Below are 19,876 nucleotides of genomic sequence, written 5' to 3'. Positions count from 1 at the left end.
CGTGAGCAGGGTCTAAAGGAAATTAAAGTTTTACAACGTTAGTTGCTTGTGGTCCACGTTGACCTTCTTCAACTTCGAAAGAAACCTCTTGACCTTCGTCAAGTGATTTGAAACCTTCAGATTGGATTGCTGAGAAGTGTACGAATACGTCGTCTCCGCTTTCGCGCTCGATGAAGCCGAATCCTTTTTCTGCGTTAAACCATTTTACTTTACCTTGTTCCATGTGTATTGCCTCCTGCGTGTGACTGGCACACTGATTATTACTACCGTGATCAATTTCATCGAATATAAAGTGAAACACTTCGTATCTCCACCGAACAACAATAATTACTTAATAATATAGCATGCCTCAAACAAAAAAGAAAGGACAAAACAAAAAAAGAACAAACGAAGCTGTTCTTCTCTGAATAAATCATGCAATTAAAAGGGTTCATTCTACTCATGTCGAAAGAATATAACTGATTCTTTCAGCGAGTCGGGATATGTTCTCTTTTGCTACTGAGTTGTCGTAATGTATGCAGAATGAATCCTTGAAAGTTCGGATAACGTGTCGGTTGTTCCCAAACTGTGCGGAATAACTGAGTCATCGCGGAATGAATGAGTGCTTCCTCGACTTGCGTGCGACGGAATAGAAGAAATAGTGTTTTTTCGTAACGATCGTATAATCGTTCGAGCGCGACAGGATCGCGTCGTTTGATTTGATTAAGCAAATCATTGTCTGAATACATAGGTCACTCCTTCTTCGACAGTTTTCTCTATAGTATGCTGTCACAGTAATGTAATGAAACTATTATGTAGATTCCCGCTGGATGAATTATGAAACACCCAAACTTCTTGAACTAAAGATATTGATGAAAGAGGAGGAATAATTATGTTACCTGTTTACATTCGTCCTTATACATTAGAGGATGCAGCGGCGGTCCTTGAGGTGAATTTGCGAAATCGTGATCACTTTGAATACTGGATGCCAATCAAACCGTCTCCTGAACAATACACGATCGAAGGACAACGAGAACGAATTTACCGCCATCAAGAGTTGATGCGCCAAGATGCTTATTATGCGTATGGCGTCTTTTTAACTGAGACAGACCAATTGATTGGGGATGTCTCGGCGATGTTCGTTCAGCGTGGACCAGCCGAGACATGCATGATCGGTTATCAACTGGATGCCACCTTTTCTGGTCGAGGATATATGGCTCAAGCAGTCGGATTATTCATAGATCATTTATTTGATGTCCATCAGTTCCACAGGATCCGTGCTGAAGTCATGCCAGAGAATATCGGTTCGATCCGAGTCCTTGAAAAAGTCGGATTTCGTAAAGAAGGAATCGCGAAACAAAATCTTTTTATCAACGATGCCTGGGAAGACTTTATTTTGTTTGCTTTATTAAAAGAAGACCGGAAGGAGACAAAACATGCCAATCTCTGATTATTATGCTAATCTACGCCAGCTGGTCGGAACACAGCGTCTTTTTACACCATGCGTCGCAGCGATTATTCGAAACGAGGCAGGTCATATCCTCTTTCAGGATCCAGGAGGTCCGTTTTGGAGTTTGCCTGCCGGGGCGATTGAACTAGGAGAATCGCCGGCACAAGCAGTCATTCGCGAAGTCTATGAAGAAACGGGTCTATTCGTCCGACCGGTTCGTCTGATTGCAACATTCGGTGGAGAGGCGTTCCGTTTGACGTACCCAGACGGAAACGAAGTTGAATACGTAGCGACGGTCTTCGAGTGTGAAGTAGTCGAGGGAACGCTTGAAGCCATTGATGGGGAGTCTAAACAGCTGACTTATTTTCCAAAACAGGATCGGCCTCCTCTAGCACTCCCTTATCCGGATCTTGTATTTGAAGAATTCGAAGCAACGAGCTATTTTGACTGGGAAGAGCACTGGTTGACAGATTTACAACATCAAAATCAGTAAAATCCGAACGTTTAAACGGATATATCTGAATAAAGTTCTTGAAAAACCTTAAAAACGCGAAAATTTCTTTGACACTATGAGGACAGTTCGTTATAGTAGTCAAGGGGCGAATGATTATCGCCAATATATTAAAAAATATTCGTAATTAGAGGTGTTATTCATGGATGTAGTATTCGATTATGAAGATATTCAATTAATTCCAGCAAAATCAATCGTTGGTAGTCGTTCGGAATGTGATACGTCAGTCGAGTTCGGTGGTCGTCGTTTCAAGCTTCCGGTCGTACCGGCAAACATGCAAACGATCATTGATGAATCGATCGCTTTGTTCTTAGCAGAAGGCGATTATTTCTATATCATGCATCGATTCGAACCGGCTCGTCGTTTGGCATTCGTTCGCATGATGCAAGAGCGTCAACTGTTCGCTTCAATTAGCGTCGGTGTCAAGGAAGAGGAATATCAGCTGATCGAACAGCTCGCAGCAGAAAAGCTGACTCCGGAATACATCACGATTGATATCGCACACGGTCATTCGGAAGCCGTCATTCAGATGATTCGCCACATCAAGTCGCTTCTACCAGCAAGTTTCGTCATCGCTGGTAACGTTGGTACACCGGAAGCGGTGCGCGAACTTGAGAATGCGGGAGCCGATGCAACGAAGGTCGGGATCGGACCAGGTAAAGTATGTATCACGAAGATTAAGACAGGATTCGGAACAGGTGGTTGGCAACTTGCGGCACTTCGTTGGTGTGCAAAAGCAGCAAGTAAACCGATTATCGCCGATGGCGGGATTCGGACACATGGCGATATCGCGAAGTCGGTCCGGTTCGGTGCTTCAATGGTCATGATCGGTTCACTCTTCGCAGGGCATGAAGAATCGCCTGGTGAGACACACGAAGTGGACGGAGTGCTCGTCAAGGAATACTTCGGTTCTGCTTCTGAGTTCCAAAAAGGGGAACGCAAGAACGTCGAAGGAAAGAAAATGTTCGTCGAGCATAAAGGAAGTCTAGCGGATACATTGATCGAGATGGAGCAAGATTTGCAATCGGCAATCTCGTACGCTGGTGGGAACAAATTGCAGGCGATTCGGACGGTCGACTACGTTGTCGTCAAGAACTCGATCTTCAACGGCGATAAAGTATATTAAAGTGATCAGTTCGCTCTTAACGGAGCGGACTTTTTTTGTTTCTTTAGCATAACTCTTCCATCGAAGGGGTATACATCAAATGGACCAAAAGATTCGGAATATTTTGGATAGGGAGTGATTGACATGCTATTTGAAACGACATCGTACTTAATTGAAAAATTTGCCACTGTTCGTAACCAAACGATCGCCTTGATCGAACCACTCGAAGCGGAGGATTTCGTCATTCAGGCAAGTTCCGACGTGAGTCCACCGAAATGGCATATCGCCCATACGACATGGTTTTTTGAACGAATGATACTACAGGAATATAGTGAAGGCTATCGCGTCTTCCATCCGAAGTACAATTATCTATTCAACTCGTACTATAACTCGATCGGTCCTTACCAACCTCGTCAACAACGAGGAATGTTGTCGCGACCGACCGTCGAAGACATCATTGCTTACCGGTCATATGTCGATGGACAAATGGTCGAGTTCTTGAAAAAAGAACGGACTCCAGAAGACCAACGGAAAATCGAAGCATTAGTCGAGATGGGACTACAACACGAACAACAACATCAGGAATTGATCTTGATGGACGTAAAGTATAACTTTTTCACGAATCCGTTGTTACCTGCCTATCAGTCAAAGTCGCGAGCAACAGATGTGCCTGAAAATGCAGTCAAGGAAACATCTTTTATCCAATTCGAGGAAGGACTCGTCGAGATCGGTCATACAGGAGACGGTTTTGCGTTTGACAACGAGAGTCCACGTCATAAAACGTGGCTGTATCCGTTTGAATTAGCGACGCGTCCTGTCACGAATGGAGAGTATTTGGCGTTCATTGAAGCAGGAGGCTATGAAAAATCAGAGTACTGGTTGTCCGACGGCTTTGCGACGGTTCAAAAAGAAGGCTGGAAAGCACCGTTATATTGGATGAAGGATGAAGCGGGGGAGTGGACGATCTTTACGATGAATGGTGTCGAACCACTTCGTCTCGATGAACCGGTCTGTCACGTCAGTTTTTATGAGGCGGACGCTTATAGTCGCTATATAGGGAAACGGTTGCCAACAGAAGCAGAGTGGGAATGGGCTTCTCGCCAAGTCGATTCTGTCACGAAGCGTAATATGATGGGAAGCGGGACCTTCCATCCGGTAGCTGTCGAAGAGTCAGAGACGACGCTTGCGAGCATGTTCGGAAACGTCTGGGAATGGACGTCGAGCGCTTATAGTTCATACCCAGGCAGTAAACCGCTCGAAGGAGCACTTGGAGAATACAACGCGAAGTTCATGTGTAATCAAATGGTACTGCGTGGAGGCGCGTGTGTGACGCCTGACGATCATATTCGCGAAACATACCGCAACTTCTTCCCGCCTGATAAACGTTGGTTATTTGGCGGCTTCCGATTGGCAGGTGACATGTGATGCGGGAAACAGTCATAGGTTACGATTTATATACGCCGCAACAAAACATGCGTTTAGAAGTCATCGAAGGTCTGTTACAAGAACAAAAGGTCTTACCGGCAAAATATTTTTATGATCACATCGGATCCCAGCTGTTCGAACAGATTACGCAACAACCGGAATATTATCCGACACGGACGGAACTCGCCATCTTGGAGCAACATCGAGCGGAAATCGCACGAAGTATCGGGGATGTGCATACACTGATTGAATATGGAAGTGGAAGCAGCCGTAAAATCCAAATGTTACTGGAGACATTTACACATTTAGACACGTATATGCCCATCGATATTTCAAAAGATTTCTTAATGGAATCTGCACGCCAATTGTCGGAACGGTATCCTGCGCTGCATATTAAAGCGGTCTGTGGGGATTACTCACAATCGATTTCTTTACCGGTCGAGGAGTCTCAAAAACGAGTCATCTTTTTCCCGGGATCGACGATCGGAAACTTTGAACCTGAGGAAGCGATGCGCTTCTTACGTCATTCCTCACGAATTCTTGAAACGGGAGATGGATTCTTGATCGGGGTCGATCTGAAAAAGTCTGTTGATGTGCTTGAACGGGCTTATAATGATGCAGCCGGCGTCACAGCAGCATTCAATTTGAACATGTTGACGCATTTGAATCAGATGCTCGAGGGAACGTTTGATGTGACACGATTTGAACATTATGCTTTTTATAATGAAGAAAAAGGACGAATCGAAATGCATCTTCGGAGTCAACTCGATCAACTCGTGCAAGTCGGAGATGTGACGGTTCCGTTTAAACAAGGCGAAACGATTCATACGGAAAACTCCTATAAATACAGTAAAGAAGAGTTTGAGACACTTGCCCGTCAAAGTGGTTTTCATTCAGTTAATTGTTGGATCGATGACGATGAACGATTCAGTGTGCATTATTTAGAAAAAATGTAACGGCGAAAAAACTAAAAATACTCCCGCTTGTAAGCTTCTGTGTAGAAGCGATGAAGGGGAGTATTTTTGTGAGTGAAGCGTTTATTCGATCCGAGCGCCTTCTGGAATCGGATGTTCCGGTACGACGAGGATCGGCATCCATTGTTCCGAACGTCCGATTTCAAGCAACCGCCCTGACTCTTTAGGCGTACGACCAGGTACATTCAACACGGCAATCGCTTGTTTTCCAAGCAATTCATGGACATCGGGTCGCCGTGATTCCCAGTCGATTGAAAATGAACGTGTAAATCCGTCGAATTGTAGTTCAAGCTGAATCAAGCCGTCTGTACGATTTGAAATCGACTGGATCGTACCAACGCGTATATCTAAAGCATCGAATAATTCAAGAGGAACGATAGGTTTCATGGACAATGGTGTACTTCCTTTCAAAGTGAAGCATAGAGTTGGTCAGGAGTCGAGAGTGACGTAGGTCGGCTCATAAGTCGTCCATTCGATATCAGGCGTTTGATGACGTGCAAGCTTCGCTAATTGGCTACCGAGATAAGGTCCGATCGTTAGACCGGATGCACCGAGTCCATTCGCTAGGAACACGTTCGGATGATTTTGAAGCGGTCCGATCACCGGTAGGGAGTTTTTCGTATACGGGCGTAAGCCGATACGCAGTTCATCGATCGTCGTTTCTTCTAAACTTGGTAAGACAGGTAAGGCGCGATTCAATAAAGCGTGCATCCCCTTGACGGTCGGTTTCAAGTCATAGTCGGTCTGCTTTTCGTGTGTCGAACCGACGATCAGTTTCTTTTCGTGGATTGAGACCAGATATAATCCGCGTTGTCCCATGATGACCGGCCACGTCGTTGATGTAGAATCCGTCAAGTCGAGTTGTAGGATTTGTCCCTTCTCCGGATGCAAATCAATTTTAAGCGCAAGCGGGCGGAGAAGATCATTCAACCAGACACCTGCCGTTAAAATGAACTGTTCTGCCGCATACTCCTCACGCCCCAATTTGATTCCAGTGACGCTCCCGTCCTCTACGATCAGAGAAGCGTCTCCTTCGATCACGGTGGCTCCATGTTCGACAGCACCACGGATCATAGCGGCACATAAGGCACGTCCATCAACACGGGCACCGCCAGAGACGAACAACGCATCTTCAATTTGTTCGACGAGCGGAAAGAGCGTTTTGACACGATCTTGATCGAGTCGCTCGATGCGCTCGATGGCAGGAGCTTCCGGAAAACGATTATGTGCAATCGTCTCCATCTTATCGATTTTTGACGTTTCGTGTAAAGCAATCGTACCAACTTGCTGATAACCCGTACTGGTTTCACCGAGTGCTTCCAGTTCAGGAATCAATGTCTTGTAAAAATGAGCCCCATTATTCGCTAATTGGTACCATGCCTTATTTCGTCGCTGTGTCATCCATGGACAGATAATGCCGGCTGCAGCATGAGAGGCTCGACCAGGTTCCTTCCGATCGACGAGTAAGACGCGTTCACCAGCCTTCGATAAATGATAGGCCGTCGAGGCACCGAGAATGCCGGCGCCGATGATGATATGAGTGTACATGAGAGATTCAACTCGATTCTGTTCAATTGGAATATCTTATATTGTAGCAGTAGAAGATCCGGACGACTAGCAAGAGCGGGTTTCCAATCTGTAGCACATCGAATGATGGGAAATGATGGGGAAAGTGAACCATTTGGCGCGTCATGACGTATACTAAATATACAGTTTCTAAAAACTGTGAATTAGACGATTAGAAACAGCTGAATTCGGAAACATACCCTTATAGGCATCATGTCCTGTCATCATCGACTTTGAAACGGTCCATCATGAAGGAGGGGAAGGCAATGAATATGAGTCAAGCCATCGTACGCAGACGCTACACGGATCATACTTTATTTTATTCCGCCATCCTAATCTGGAAATTGCTATTCTTCCTGCCACTGCTCATGTTCGTCAACAGCGGCACGGACCATGTGTTTCAAATGTACTTCGTACCGTACCTCACGGTCATCTTCCTATTTCGTGTGATGACCTACTTCGCGACCTATAAAGCATCTTTCATGGAGATGACGGAAATGGGTCTCTCGTTATCCTTGCTGATCGCAGATGTATATTTGATTGCGTTGTTCGACATTCCACTTCCGTTTGCTTTAATTATTCTTGCGCTCGCTTTACTCCACTTCAGTGCGGCATTCAGTCGTTTTCGTTGGTTCCGCCGTCGTCTTTGGTTGAATCGGCATCTCGAGATTCTCAATTATTTGACGGATCACGGTGAAGTACCCATTAAAATCGCTGTCATGGCAGAAGATGAGATGCTTGTAACGACGAAAAGCGGTAAAGAATTTACGTATCGTCAAGTATATTGGAGCGGCTTTTATATTGAACATGGTTGATTGCTATATAAAACGGATTTCTCTTCGGAGGAGTCCTTTTTTTGTTGCATACGAAAAAATATAGTACGCTTACATAATCAAAGGGGGAGAAAAAGTTGATTCGTTGTATACTGATCGATGCGAATGACACAATCATTTTGACCGCTGATGTAAGTCGGACACAGGAGTCAGGTATTAAACGTTATTTCGTTGATTTCGATCAACCGACAGACGCAGAGAAGCAAAAATTGATTGAGGTTTTTGATTTCCATCCACTTGCGGTTGAAGATTGTTTCCATTACTTACAACGCCCGAAGCTTGAATATTATACAGAACATAGCTTTTTTGTCCTTCATGCGCTCGATGAAGGAACGTTGACGAGTCGCGAAATTAATTTGTTCGCAAGCGACCGGCATCTCGTCAGCTACCATGAGCAATCTTCGCGAGAAATTGATATCGTGTTCGAACAGTGTACACAACGCCTTGACAAACAAGAGACGGTCGACCTCGTCCACAAAATCATGGACAAAATCGTCGATGGTTATTTTCCGATCGTTCATGCGACGGAAGATGAGTTGTTTGCGCTTGAGGAACGTTACCGGACGCGTGGAAACGATCGTCGGTTGATGGAAGAAATTTTCGAACTACGGGCGCGGTTACTTCGAATCTCGCGGACGGTCATGCCGATGCGGGACTTATTGTACCGTGTCGTCGAATCGAAGCGGTTATCGATTCATCCGAAGAAACAGGCATTTTTTCGCGATTTGTACGATCACTTACTGAAGTTATCGGAAATGATTGAATACAATCGATTGATGACATCTGAATTTCGGGACAATTTCATTTCCCTCAACTCGTACCGGATGAATAGTATCATGAAGACATTGACAATCTTCACGACGATTTTCATGCCGTTGACGTTCATTGCCGGTATATACGGTATGAACTTCGAACATATGCCAGAACTGACCACTCGGTACGGTTATTTCGTGACATTAGGGGCAATGGCGCTCCTTGCTTTAGGAATGATTCTGTTCTTCAAAAAAAATCGCTGGTTTGATGAATAAGGGGAGATAGAAGTGGATATTCGACAGTTACTTTTTTTTACGACGATCGTCGAGCAAGGCTATAACTTAACGCGTGCTTCGAAGCACTTGTCGATTTCGCAACCAGCGCTTAGTCAGATGATTCGCGACTTCGAACAGCTGGAGCAAGTGGAACTATTCATTCGAAAGCACGGACGGTTGACAGGATTATCGGAAACGGGACGTCAATTATATGAAGATGCGAAGATCGTTCTGACACGTCATCAAGCATTGATGGGTCATCTGCGCGAACGCTCGAACGTCGTCCGAGGGAAAGTCCGTCTTGGCATCCCACCCGTTATCCTCCCTGTCTTATTTTCACAGTTGATTCCGAAGTTCATGGCGGAACACCCTGGGATTGAACTCGAAATCATCGAGGAGGGGGCGTTTGAACTCAAACGTCGACTGTTACTTGAAGAACTCGACTTGGCCATCTTGATCGAACCAGGTGAATCCTATGGCATCGAACGTTTTCGATTGATTGAAGATGAGGTCGTCGTCGCCGTGCGTCCGAATCATCCATTTCAATCAAAAGAAGCCCTATCGTATCGTGATATCGGAAATGAACCACTCGTCATCTTGAACGACCGATTCATGTTGCACCATCAGATACTATCGGAGTTTCGTAAGGTGCAACAAGAACCGAATATCTTCTTCATGTCAGGGGCATGGGACTTGTTGATCGGGATGGTCCAAGAACTTGACGTCATCTCAATCCTACCGGAGCCGATACTACGGTTTCATCATGCGGATGACATTAAAATCATCCCGTTCGACCCACCGATGTTATGGGATGTCTCGTTGAACCGTCTCGTTGGGACGGAATTACGTCCTGTTGTCCGGCACGTCCACCAATACATCGTCCACTATTTTCAGTCGTATTGGCCAACGCCTGCGCGGTGAAGAAAAAAGACCGGAACGCATCGCGCTCCGGTCTTTTGTGCTGAACGATCGTATCTCATGAAGTGACGTGTTGCGTCAGACTGCGAATCTGCTTAGCTGCTTGTTTATAAGGGGTCAGCGTCTCTTGTGCCTGTAACGTCGCGCGTTCACTCTCAAGTTGCTCGAGTGTTTGACGTAACAGGTGCTCTGAAACGGCTGTCAAAGAAACATCTAGATGTGCCGCCGCGACTGCCAGCAAGCGTTTTTCTTGAGTGGCAGTATACGCGAGTGCTTCTTGTTTGGTTAATGTCGCAAGCTCCTCCTTCAGCTGCTCCTTCTCATTTTTCTCGAAGAAGGCTTTCGCATTTCGGAAGTGACGTTTGACGCCGACATAAGGCGTTGCATCTTCGAAGGGACCGTCGAACGTCATTTCGTTTAATCGAGAGACCGTGACAGGCGCGAGCTGGAAAGATTCGTTCCATTGCTCTAGCAACTGTTGCTCCTCTTGTTGACGCCGGATCAAGGCCGCTTCGAGCCATTGGTCGACACGGAAATGCGTGACCCGGAGCTCTTGTTCAAAATCAAAACGGAGGAACGTCAACAGTTCCGTTAGCGCATCCTGTAATGCCGCTCCTTTGCCAGTTTGAGCAAAACGAACAGGATTATAGGCTTCCTTGAAGAAGTCAGGGAAACGGTAATAAATACGTTGTACGACATGGTGCAACAGTTCATGGATCTCTGCTTTGAGCGCAGGTTCGATCAAAGCAGCGCGATTATCTTCGAACCGATCTGTGACCTGCTGTTCTAGAGCAGATAGCTCAGCCAACCGCTCTTCTTTTCGCAACAGATTCGCTTCAGTCGCAATGATGAATCGTTCGAGTCGCTGAACGGTCTTTTCTGTCTGCTCAGACAAGGATACTTTGGCAAGACCGGTCAAGTCCTCTGCTAGGAAGTGATGGAATGCCTCTTCGAATACAGGTAAACCGGAAGTTGAATCTGCTAGCTCTTGTTGCTTTTCAGCGAGTCCTTGTAAGCTCGAGACGCCATACAGTCGGGGTGATCGAATCCCGAACCGTTGCAATTCCGTCGCGACATAGTTCAAGACATCTTGACGTTCGCTATCTGAAGCAGCGAGATCAATTGCGTTGACGAGGAAGAACATCTTGTCGAGTTCGAATGCATCTTTGACACGACCGAGTTGAATCAAGAATTCACGGTCAGCGCGGGCGAAGGCATGATTGAAGTACGTGACGAATAAGATTGCATCCGCATTCTTGATGTAATCAAAAGCGACATCGGTATGACGGGCATTGATTGAATCTGCTCCCGGCGTATCAACGAGTGTCACGCCGAGACGCGTCAACGGGCTATCGTAATAGAAATCGATGACATCGACGAAACAGCTTCGTTCTTCCTGCGCGACATACTGTTTAAAAGCTTCTTGATCGACCGTCTGAACGGTACCGATGAAGGATTGAACGGCAGGGAATCCTTTCAAGAAAGCACGCAAGAACGGGTCCGCCAGTGACGCGGTACGAGGTAAGAGCGTATCGTATGCCTGTTTCGTGGACTCAAACGTCATCGTTTCGACCATCGCTTCATTTAAGTCTTCAAGCATCGCTGCTTCCGACTTGAACGTGACTTCTGCCACGCCGTGCGGGTGTGCAGCGTCAACAGGGTGAATCCGGTTGATTGATGCGGTTGTCGGATTCGGAGAGACTGGAAGGACCTTATCTCCGAGTAAGGCATTGCAAAACGATGATTTTCCGGCACTGAAGGCACCGAATAAGGCAATCGTGAACGATTGGTGTGTCAGTCGATCCAATTTGTCATTCAAATAAGCGACGGCATCTTCAAAACCTTGAAGACCATTCAGATGCTGACGGATTTGAGCGACGTCTTCTGGTGCATAACGGACGGCTTGTTGCTCACTGACCGTCGTCGCAAGTTCAAACGCAGTTGTCTCTGTCATCGACTCAAACCCGGTAAAGGAGACGATCGCCGCTTCTTGCTGAATCAATTGCTCCTCCCAGACCGAAACTTGCGTCCGAGCTCGTTCGAGTTGTTGATCAGATGGATCGGCAACACCATGCTCATAACGCTCAAGTGCTACAGTAGCCTGTTGCCATGCTTGAACATTGTCCCATTTGTGCTGTAGCGACGACTGTCGTTGCAATAGCTCAGCTTGCTCTTTCGGGAAAGTCACCGTTAACTCTTGGCGCACATGCTCTCGCCACGCGTTCGTTTCCTTGACGAACCACGCTTGTGTCTGCTCAGCGACACGATTCGTGAACTGGAGCACCGATTCACCGGTAATCGTAATACCGGTCGGCAAGGCACTTTCGAGAACGGAAAGCGGCGGGTCGAGTGAGAGCTGATCGATTGCGACGATGTGTGTATCCTGCAGGAGATCAAGGTCGCGCAACGATTGTTTCATCAAGTTACGTAAATGAAGCGAAATTTCAGAAGCGGTCACCGTCTGATAGGCACGTAGCACGTCTTGCGCGATCTCTGCTTGAGCCGCTTCCGTCTTTTTCGTACTACGGAATAGTCCAACCTTGAAGTCACGTTGGCGTGACTCAAGAAAACGGCGCATCTTCTCACGTAACTCAAACGGCATCAAGGTTGCATTTTTCAAGAGTTGATCCCGATGCAACGAAAACGTCTGTACCCAACGGTCCGGTTGGCGTGCTTCTAATTGCTGCGAGATGCGGACTAGTTCGGCTTCGATCGTCGCCGGATCGCGTCGTTCAGCGTCACTCAATTGCTCAGTCATCGTCTCATGGGCTTCTGAAACGAGACGTGTGAGATACCGTGTATGCTCCTGGTGAAGACTTTCAAGTGTCAAAGCGGCAGACGTCAAGAACTTCGGTTGAGCGTCGCGAATGCTTTGCTTAACGAGCTGTTCGACTTCCATGAAATCGTTATGCGGATGATCTGGATTCCTTAAGCTCGTAAAGAAAATGCCTTTTGGCACGACACCATGTTCGGCGAAGGACGCATGGACCGAGCGGCGGAATGCGTCGAATGATAATTCATCGTCACGATGTTTATCAATTTGATTGACGATTAAATATAACTCAGGTACGGCAGCTTGTAATTCATCCGTTACCATGAAGTTCAATTCGGATTGGACATGGTTGTAGTCCATGACGTAAAACAAGATGTCTGCTAAGTGAAGTGCGGATTCCGTTGATACACGGTGGGCATCATCGACCGAGTCAACGCCAGGTGTATCCATTAGGACAAGACCAGGTGGCAGCTTGGACGCGGCATGCGTCAAGTCGATTTGTCGGACATCGCCACTCTTCCCAAGCGTTTGAAGATGCTCCTCTTGCTCTTTCGCTGTCAGGCGAACAGACGGTTGTTCGTGAAAGTGAACGATCGCTGAATCCGTGTCACCTTGCTGAAGCGTCACGATGTTCGCACTCGTTGGAATCGGGCTCGTCGGCAAGACCGATTCTCCTGTCAAGGCATTAATCATACTCGACTTCCCAGCCGAGAAATGACCAGCAAATGCAATCGTGAACTCTCGTTTTAATAGTTTCATGGCGAATTTATCTAGTTTATCTAAACGAAGTTGATCCGTTGAAGGTTGAATCAATGTGACGAGTGAGGCCGTCGCCTCGAGTTGGTTCGATAATCGTTCTTCAAATGAGCGCATGCGATGAAACCCCTTTCTTTCAGTCACCGTTCAGTGTATCACGATTTTTTCAGTTTCGTCATCCTTCTAAAAGCGACAAAAAACGATCCGCCCGGGAAGAGGCGGATCGTGTGATCGTGATTAAGACGACGGAACGATTTCGTCTGCGCGTGTCGATTCTTGCTCCGTCGAATGAATCCGACGCAACAAGTGTAATTTAAAGAGGTACATCACGAGCAAGTGAACGTTCGCCTGCGTTGCTTTATAGAGTACCCAAGGCAACGCAGGTACGAATTCATGGATGGCGATGATACATTCCTGTGTATCAGGAATTTGTCGGAATTCAATTCGACCACGACTATCTTGCTCGACTTTCGCGAACAGTCCACCAGTAATCCGGTACGTCGCCATTTGTCGGTCGTGGACCGGTTCCTTCGTCAATTCAAGTAGTGGTTGTTCGTAAAATGGAATGTGGATTCCGACGACTTGATCCTGCACAGTTGACGATAGGAAGGGACGGGCAAACGAAGACAGCCAATTCATATAATCATCGGCTGCCCAATCGGCGTCACGATCCTTCGGTAGAAGGACACGTTGGACTGAACGAACGTCTAGGACGTCTGGTGTCGAAGACGACGAGGAGGAAGAGCCTTTTTGTTCTTCTTCCTCTTTTAACGCATCCCGAACCGATTGTTCGAAAGTGATTTTACCGTCACTGATGCCGGGAACCATTTTTTCTGGATCTGCGACCATCTCATGCACCATGCTTTCAACAAGTGGATAGACGGTTTCTTTTGGTTCCCCGGACACGAGCGTCACCCAGAGGCGGGATAATTTAACGGTCAGTAAAGGAATATCAATCGTCGGTCGTCGTTTTCCCATGATATCTGCCGTTTTAAGAATCATCTCTTTGTAAGTCATCGCTTCCGGACCACCGATATCGATTGCCCGGTCTTTCACGTCGTCACGATCAACACTTTCGCCAAGTGCATGAATGACGTCGGGCAAGGCGACCGGATGCGTTTTGTTGCGCGTCCAGCGGGGAAGTGCCATGACGGGAAGGCGTTTGACGAGCTTTGATAAGATTGGGAACGATGAGCCTTTTGGACCGACGATCAACGCGGCACGGATTGTCGTCACCGGAGTACCGTAAGCACCGAGGACACGTTCGACTTCCAATCGGCTCTTTAAGTGACGTGATAGATCTTCTGTTTCCTCAGGGATGATACCACTTAAGTAGATAATCTGGCGGATACCATTTTCTTTTGCGGCACGGGCGAAGTTATCAGCTAACAGTAAATCCATGTTCTCAAACGATCCTTGTGTCAATTTGGCAGAAGGCATCATCGAATGGACGAGATAGACAGCGATGTCCGCTCCTTTCATCCCTTCGATCGTATCGTTTAAAGAAAAGAGATCGCACGATCGCCATTCGACGCGTTCCTCATTGTCCTTATCATCACCGTTTCGTGAAAGGGCGATAACGTCATATTTTTTCTTTAATTCATTCAGTAGGTTGTGACCAATGTATCCGGTGGCTCCGGCTAAAGCTAAACGCGTTGGCATGGATGTAAACTCCTCTCTTATATCTGTTGTAATGTACCCCCAATCGAGTCGGTTCAATCGCAAGAGATTATGCTAAGACGATTCAGGTGAACGGAATAGGGAATAGATGAATATAGAGAACCAACAGGAAGAATGAAAATAAAGGGGGCTTCAACCATGCAGACGATACAATTCATGCAAGAGGGACATGAACGACGATTCGATCTGTTGTGGAGACGCTTAAAGCCGAAACACCGGGAAGATGCAGCGATGGTCTCGATGCTGTACCTTGCGACAGGACAGCCACAAGTGCTCGAACGATTTTCGGATTACTTTTTCCCGGATAGTGGCGAGTTTTTTGACCGTGAATTTCTAGCTGAACCCTATCCGAATCCAGCGTTAGAAGCAATCATTCACTTGATCGTTCAACTGTATAATGGACGAACGACGATCACGATCATCGAGCTGATTGAACGATTAGATCAGCAACAGATGTCGCTCGTACTCGAAGCGATAAAATTGCGGGCTTACGGATGTCAAATGTTACAAAAAGTCGCAAAATCGTAATGACCCTAGTATGAATCCGATTGATGAAGGAACTTCTCTTCGTCGATCGGATTTTTTGTGAAGGAAGAAAAGTTGTAAGTTCAAGAATCGGTAAGAAGATGTTCGTGAATTAGAGTTCATTAAAATAAATCGCCATGAAAATAAAAGCTAAGTTTATTCACGAAGAACTAATTGAGATGGGCAGCGACTGGAAATAAGATGAAAGTATCAGTAAAAGGTGGTCTAACTATGGAAGGAGTGACATCATGCAGCTTAAAGAATCGATCTACTTTCACTCACCAATCTTCATTCAAAACTTATTGACGACGTTACAAGGACGCCGTCTGTTCCACGAACGATACGGTGCAACTTACCAGCAACGCTTACAAGAACTGAAACAGAAGTTAGGACGACCGATTGACGTTCGAGCAGAACAGTTGCATCGATTAAACGACTTCCTTTCTTTTTGCCAAACGCATAGTCCATACTATCAGGAATTGTTTTCTTCTATCAGATTAGAGCTCCCTTTCCAATCGATTGACGAGCTAAAGCAGATTCCCCCTTTAACGAAAGAAATCTTACGGCAACAAAATGAAGATGTCCATGCGCACGTCCATGCCCCGATTCTCGGAAAAACGGGCGGGACGACTGGTAAATCGATTCAAGTGCATTATACAAAGGAAGATATGCAAATCCGGATGGCACACCTCGATTTCTTCAAGTGGACCCATGGAGTCGATCAAGGAATGCGCCGTGCAAGTTTTACCGGTCAAACGCTCGCTTCGCCGCAACAAAAGGCACCGGTCTACTGGCGGACGAACAAAGTCATCAATCAGATGCTGTTCTCGATCAAAAATATCAATCCGAAAACCGCTGCTGCGTACATTGAACAACTGAATCGGTTTCAGCCGGAATCGATTGATGGTTTACCTTCAGGAATGATTGAAGTCGCACGATATGCTAAAAAATATGGGATGACCTGTACGTTCCGACCGAAAGCGATTTTCCCGACGGCAGAGATGATGACAGCAGAAGAACGAGCACTCGTCGAAGACGTCTTCCATGCACCGATCTATGACCAGTATGCGTCTTCAGAAGGGGCACCGATCGTCGCCGAATGTCCGTATGGGAAAAAACATTTACATTATGAGATGGGAATCATTGAACGCGATGAGGATGGAGAAATTCTCGTGACGAGTTTTGATACACACGGGACACCACTCGTCCGTTACCGCGTCGGCGATCGGATGACGCTCAGTCAGGAAACGTGTCCGTGCGGTCATCAAGGTCCAATCATCGCTTCGATTGATGGTCGAGGGAGAAGCTTCATTCAACTCAGAAACGGACATCGTGTTTTTGAAGGGGAGCTCGCGGGAATCGTTCGAGCGTTCCCGAACTGTATCGAACGCGTGCAATACATTCAAGAGACGCGGGACGAGATTGTATTATTGTATGTTCCGGATGAACGATGTTTTGAAAAAGAACATGAGAAAAAACTCTTTTTCGTTCTGGACCGACTGTTTGACGGACAATTGAATGTCGTCATGCGCGCGGTACCCGAAATTCCGAAAGAAATCAGTGGCAAAACGTTACTGATTAAACAACAGTATGCATGACGTACAACGTAAAAGGCGAGACCACCAATGATCTCGCCTTTTCGTATGTCCTGAAATTATCAGTCGCGCGGACGCACCGGAATCCAGATGGCAGATTGGTAATCGGCGGCAGACGGGTCGCCTGCCGAATACACTTCGAGTTCAGCGTGAGGCAGAGGATCATATCCATGCGATGGGAGCCACTCTTGATAGATACGCTGCCACATCTCTTGAATGGCATGCGGCATCGGACCAACGACCGGAAACGTCGCCCAAAGACTCGCCGGAATCGTCATCGTTTCTTGACCGGGTAGAATTTCCGTTGTTGTCGTCGCAATCCAATAATCCATTGATTCTTCAGTGAAATTGGAACAGACACCAATCACACCTTCAATTTGACCATCATTTTGTTTGAACAAAATCGCGTCTTGACCAGAACGATTCACATCATTCCAAAACAACGGAATCAGTTGCTGTTGGGCGCCATCTTGCGTCGGGAAATGTTTTCGCCATCCTGAAATCTGTAAAGCCGGTCGTTCGATGAGTTGGTAATCCATTTGCTCCAGTCCTTTCAAGGTCACCTGAATACTCAGGCGGTTATAGGCGTGAATCGGACGTCGCTCGTTTCGCATCAACGTTGGCGAACAACCATGCTGACGTTTAAACGCTTTTGTGAAAGCTTCCGGCGTCTCATAACCAAAACGTAAGGCGAGATCGATGATTTTTTCGTCCGTCTGTGTCAATTGTTGGGCAGCGAGCGTCAGACGTCGCCCTCGGATGTATTCCGGTAAGGTCATCATCGCAAGTAACGAAAACGTCCGTTGTAAAGGATACGTTTGCATCTTCGCCACCCTTGTCAAAACGTTGAGATCGAGCGAGTCTTCTAAATGATCTTCGATATAGTCAATGACGCGTTGAATCGATTCGAGCCACATCTTGTCACCTCCTTGTCTTCAGTATAGTAGAGCGATGTTCGTCGGACCTGTCCAAGGCGATAGTAATTTGTCAGGATGCGTTTCCCCTTAATTTTGTCATATTCCTGTCAGATACATAGGCTATCGTAGAGACATCGAAACCGTTACTTCCCTTGCGAAAGGACGTGATGACATGGGTATCAAAGAGCAAATCTACAATCGCTCTCCTCTATTTCTCCAGCATCTCTTCACAACCCTCTATGGGTATCAATTGCATCGCGAACGTTATGGACCGGTCTATCAAGAACGGTTCCGGATGCTCCTCGAACGAGAACATTCGACGATCGACGTCAAAGCGGAACAACTTGATCGATTAAATGACTTCCTTCGCTTCTGTACGGAACATAGCCTCTATTACCATCAGCTCTTCACTTCACATGGCATTCGCCTACCGTTAACGGACTTATCAGAACTAAAAAACATCCCTGTATTATCAAAAGAAACATTACGAACGAAGATGGCGGAAATTCAAACGGACATTCCTGCACCGATTGTTGGAAAAACCGGTGGAACGACGGGCACGTCACTTCAAGTGCGATATACCGTACCGGATATGCAAATTCGCATGGCACATCTCGACTACTTTAAAGCGACGCATGGAGTGCGACGCGGGATGCGGCGTGCTAGTTTTACAGCGCAAGATTTAGTACCTGAGCGGCAACAGACAGATGTATATTGGCGGATGAACCGAGCTGCGAATCAACTCTTATTTACGGTGAAACGATTGTCTCCACGAACGATGGCAGCGTATCTCGAAGCCATTGAGCGTTTTCAACCAGAAACAATTGATGGGCTTCCGTCAGCGATGATTGAGCTCGCCCGGTTTGCGAAGCGAGAAGGGATCCGCTTAACGTGTCGACCGATTGCGATTTTTCCAACTGCTGAACGAATCGATGCGGAGGAGCGCCAAGTCATCGAAGACGTGTTTCACGGACCAGTTTTTGATCAATATGCATCGTCTGAAGGGGCACCAATCGTCTCAGAGTGTCGATTTGGTCAAAAACATCTGCATCATGAGATGGGGATCATCGAACTCGATACAGACGGGGAGATTCTTGTGACGAGTTTTGATACACACGGAACCCCCCTAATTCGCTACCGTGTCGGCGATCGGATGACGCTGAGTCAACGCACCTGTTCGTGCGGTCATCCAGGACCAATCATTGATTCAATTGACGGAAGAGGACGCGCCTTCATCCAAAAACCGGATGGGCAAAAGATTTTTGAGGCGCAACTGTCGAGTCTCGTCAAACACTTACCAAACAGTATCGAGCGTATTCAATATGTTCAAATGACGCCGGATAGCGTATTGATCTACTACGTTCCGGACGCAGAGCGGTTCAGTCAATCAGACGAACGACTTCTGATGGAACGGCTGTACCGTTTGTTCGGTCGTGATATCCTTCTCGATGTGCAAGCCGTTTCTTATATCGATGCAGAGGAAAGCGGTAAGATTTTGCTCGTCAAATCAAGCTTAACAGGATGAAAGAAAGAGGCTGACTCAAAAAAAGAATGACGCGTCTTTTCGCGCCCTTTCCTCAGGCGAGACACAAGCCAGTTTTCCTGCTTCATTCAAGCAGGAAAGCGGGTCTTGTTTGTCTCTGACAGCGCAGCAATGCGCTTTTCCCTGTAGGAGTGTCGTGAAATGCGTCATTCTTTTTGTTATGAGATAAGGGTAGCAGATCATCATTCTGGCATCCTTATCTTTGCGGAAACTGACTTTTGAGTCAGCCCCTTTCTAATGTCTTCTCACTCTACTTCGTGTAAAAGTACAAAACATCTCCGCTGATCGTATTTCTATA

18 protein-coding genes are annotated in these 19,876 nt (G+C 46.6%); 11 read left to right on the top strand and 7 right to left on the bottom strand.

The genetic code is table 11. The features are described from left to right. Positions 1–22 precede the first annotated feature (22 nt). Both ACZGCQ_RS06125 and ACZGCQ_RS06120 read right to left on the bottom strand, forming a co-directional pair. Complete coding sequence (locus tag ACZGCQ_RS06125) at positions 23–223, bottom strand: cold-shock protein (RefSeq protein WP_023468529.1); 201 nt, start codon at positions 221–223, stop codon at positions 23–25. 244 nt (positions 224–467) lie between these two features. Next, the gene (locus ACZGCQ_RS06120; protein ID WP_481265849.1) at positions 468–728 is read right to left on the bottom strand and encodes a hypothetical protein; all 261 of its coding nucleotides are present in this window, start codon (positions 726–728) and stop codon (positions 468–470) included. A gap of 143 nt (positions 729–871) precedes the next feature. Here ACZGCQ_RS06120 and ACZGCQ_RS06115 point away from each other — a divergent pair, with 143 nt between their 5' ends. The 5 genes from ACZGCQ_RS06115 to egtD all read left to right on the top strand — a co-directional run bounded on the left by ACZGCQ_RS06115 (position 872) and on the right by egtD (position 5,426). Next, complete coding sequence (locus ACZGCQ_RS06115; protein WP_481265848.1) at positions 872–1,429, top strand: GNAT family N-acetyltransferase; 558 nt, start codon at positions 872–874, stop codon at positions 1,427–1,429. Further along, entirely contained in the window at positions 1,416–1,922 is a 507-nt protein-coding gene (locus ACZGCQ_RS06110) for an NUDIX domain-containing protein (protein WP_481265847.1), read from the top strand. Before ACZGCQ_RS06115 ends, ACZGCQ_RS06110 begins: the two co-directional genes overlap by 14 nt. A 160-nt stretch (positions 1,923–2,082) precedes the next feature. After that, on the top strand, positions 2,083–3,066 hold the full coding sequence (gene guaC / locus ACZGCQ_RS06105) for a GMP reductase (protein WP_481265846.1): 984 nt from the start codon (positions 2,083–2,085) through the stop codon (positions 3,064–3,066). Between the two features lie 123 nt (positions 3,067–3,189). Further along, entirely contained in the window at positions 3,190–4,470 is a 1,281-nt protein-coding gene (gene egtB, locus ACZGCQ_RS06100) for an ergothioneine biosynthesis protein EgtB (RefSeq protein ID WP_481265845.1), read from the top strand. Further along, positions 4,470–5,426 carry an L-histidine N(alpha)-methyltransferase gene (gene egtD / locus ACZGCQ_RS06095; protein ID WP_481265844.1) on the top strand — a complete coding sequence of 319 codons (957 nt, stop codon included), beginning with the start codon at positions 4,470–4,472 and terminating at the stop codon, positions 5,424–5,426. The genes egtB and egtD overlap by 1 nt, the downstream gene beginning before the upstream one ends. An 81-nt stretch (positions 5,427–5,507) precedes the next feature. Here the strand turns inward: egtD and ACZGCQ_RS06090 are convergent, their stop codons facing one another. After that, positions 5,508–5,831: a hypothetical protein gene (locus ACZGCQ_RS06090; RefSeq protein WP_481265843.1), complete on the bottom strand. Its 324-nt coding sequence runs from the start codon at positions 5,829–5,831 to the stop codon at positions 5,508–5,510. A gap of 42 nt (positions 5,832–5,873) precedes the next feature. Continuing rightward, positions 5,874–6,992: an NAD(P)/FAD-dependent oxidoreductase gene (locus ACZGCQ_RS06085; protein ID WP_481265842.1), complete on the bottom strand. Its 1,119-nt coding sequence runs from the start codon at positions 6,990–6,992 to the stop codon at positions 5,874–5,876. 284 nt (positions 6,993–7,276) lie between these two features. Between ACZGCQ_RS06085 and ACZGCQ_RS06080 the strand changes: the two genes are divergently transcribed. The 3 genes from ACZGCQ_RS06080 to ACZGCQ_RS06070 all read left to right on the top strand — a co-directional run bounded on the left by ACZGCQ_RS06080 (position 7,277) and on the right by ACZGCQ_RS06070 (position 9,792). Beyond that, on the top strand, positions 7,277–7,825 hold the full coding sequence (locus ACZGCQ_RS06080; protein WP_023468520.1) for a hypothetical protein: 549 nt from the start codon (positions 7,277–7,279) through the stop codon (positions 7,823–7,825). A 95-nt stretch (positions 7,826–7,920) separates the two neighbouring features. Next, a complete protein-coding gene (gene corA, locus ACZGCQ_RS06075; protein WP_214809361.1) occupies positions 7,921–8,871 on the top strand; it encodes a magnesium/cobalt transporter CorA in 951 nt (316 codons plus the stop codon). A gap of 12 nt (positions 8,872–8,883) precedes the next feature. Continuing rightward, positions 8,884–9,792: a LysR family transcriptional regulator gene (locus tag ACZGCQ_RS06070; protein ID WP_481265841.1), complete on the top strand. Its 909-nt coding sequence runs from the start codon at positions 8,884–8,886 to the stop codon at positions 9,790–9,792. Between the two features lie 55 nt (positions 9,793–9,847). Here the strand turns inward: ACZGCQ_RS06070 and ACZGCQ_RS06065 are convergent, their stop codons facing one another. Together ACZGCQ_RS06065 and ACZGCQ_RS06060 are read right to left on the bottom strand one after the other, a co-directional pair. Then, positions 9,848–13,435 (bottom strand): dynamin family protein, encoded by a 3,588-nt coding sequence (locus tag ACZGCQ_RS06065; RefSeq protein WP_481265840.1) that lies wholly within the window; start codon positions 13,433–13,435, stop codon positions 9,848–9,850. Between the two features lie 120 nt (positions 13,436–13,555). Further along, the gene (locus tag ACZGCQ_RS06060) at positions 13,556–14,980 is read right to left on the bottom strand and encodes an NAD(P)H-binding protein (RefSeq protein ID WP_481265839.1); all 1,425 of its coding nucleotides are present in this window, start codon (positions 14,978–14,980) and stop codon (positions 13,556–13,558) included. A 156-nt stretch (positions 14,981–15,136) separates the two neighbouring features. Between ACZGCQ_RS06060 and ACZGCQ_RS06055 the strand changes: the two genes are divergently transcribed. After that, positions 15,137–15,526, top strand: coding sequence for a hypothetical protein (locus ACZGCQ_RS06055; RefSeq protein WP_029341901.1), 390 nt, complete (start codon positions 15,137–15,139; stop codon positions 15,524–15,526). A gap of 245 nt (positions 15,527–15,771) precedes the next feature. After that, the gene (locus ACZGCQ_RS06050; RefSeq protein WP_481265838.1) at positions 15,772–17,121 is read left to right on the top strand and encodes a phenylacetate--CoA ligase family protein; all 1,350 of its coding nucleotides are present in this window, start codon (positions 15,772–15,774) and stop codon (positions 17,119–17,121) included. Between the two features lie 59 nt (positions 17,122–17,180). Here ACZGCQ_RS06050 and ACZGCQ_RS06045 read toward each other — a convergent pair whose 3' ends face one another. After that, complete coding sequence (locus ACZGCQ_RS06045) at positions 17,181–18,035, bottom strand: effector binding domain-containing protein (RefSeq protein WP_481265837.1); 855 nt, start codon at positions 18,033–18,035, stop codon at positions 17,181–17,183. Positions 18,036–18,207: 172 nt separating this feature from the next. Between ACZGCQ_RS06045 and ACZGCQ_RS06040 the strand changes: the two genes are divergently transcribed. Further along, positions 18,208–19,560, top strand: coding sequence for a phenylacetate--CoA ligase family protein (locus ACZGCQ_RS06040; RefSeq protein WP_481265836.1), 1,353 nt, complete (start codon positions 18,208–18,210; stop codon positions 19,558–19,560). Positions 19,561–19,876 lie beyond the last annotated feature (316 nt).

The organism is Exiguobacterium sp. HSB13, assembly GCF_056764755.1.
Note: the sequence above shows the minus strand (reverse complement) of the source record. Positions and strands in the feature narration are given on the sequence as shown.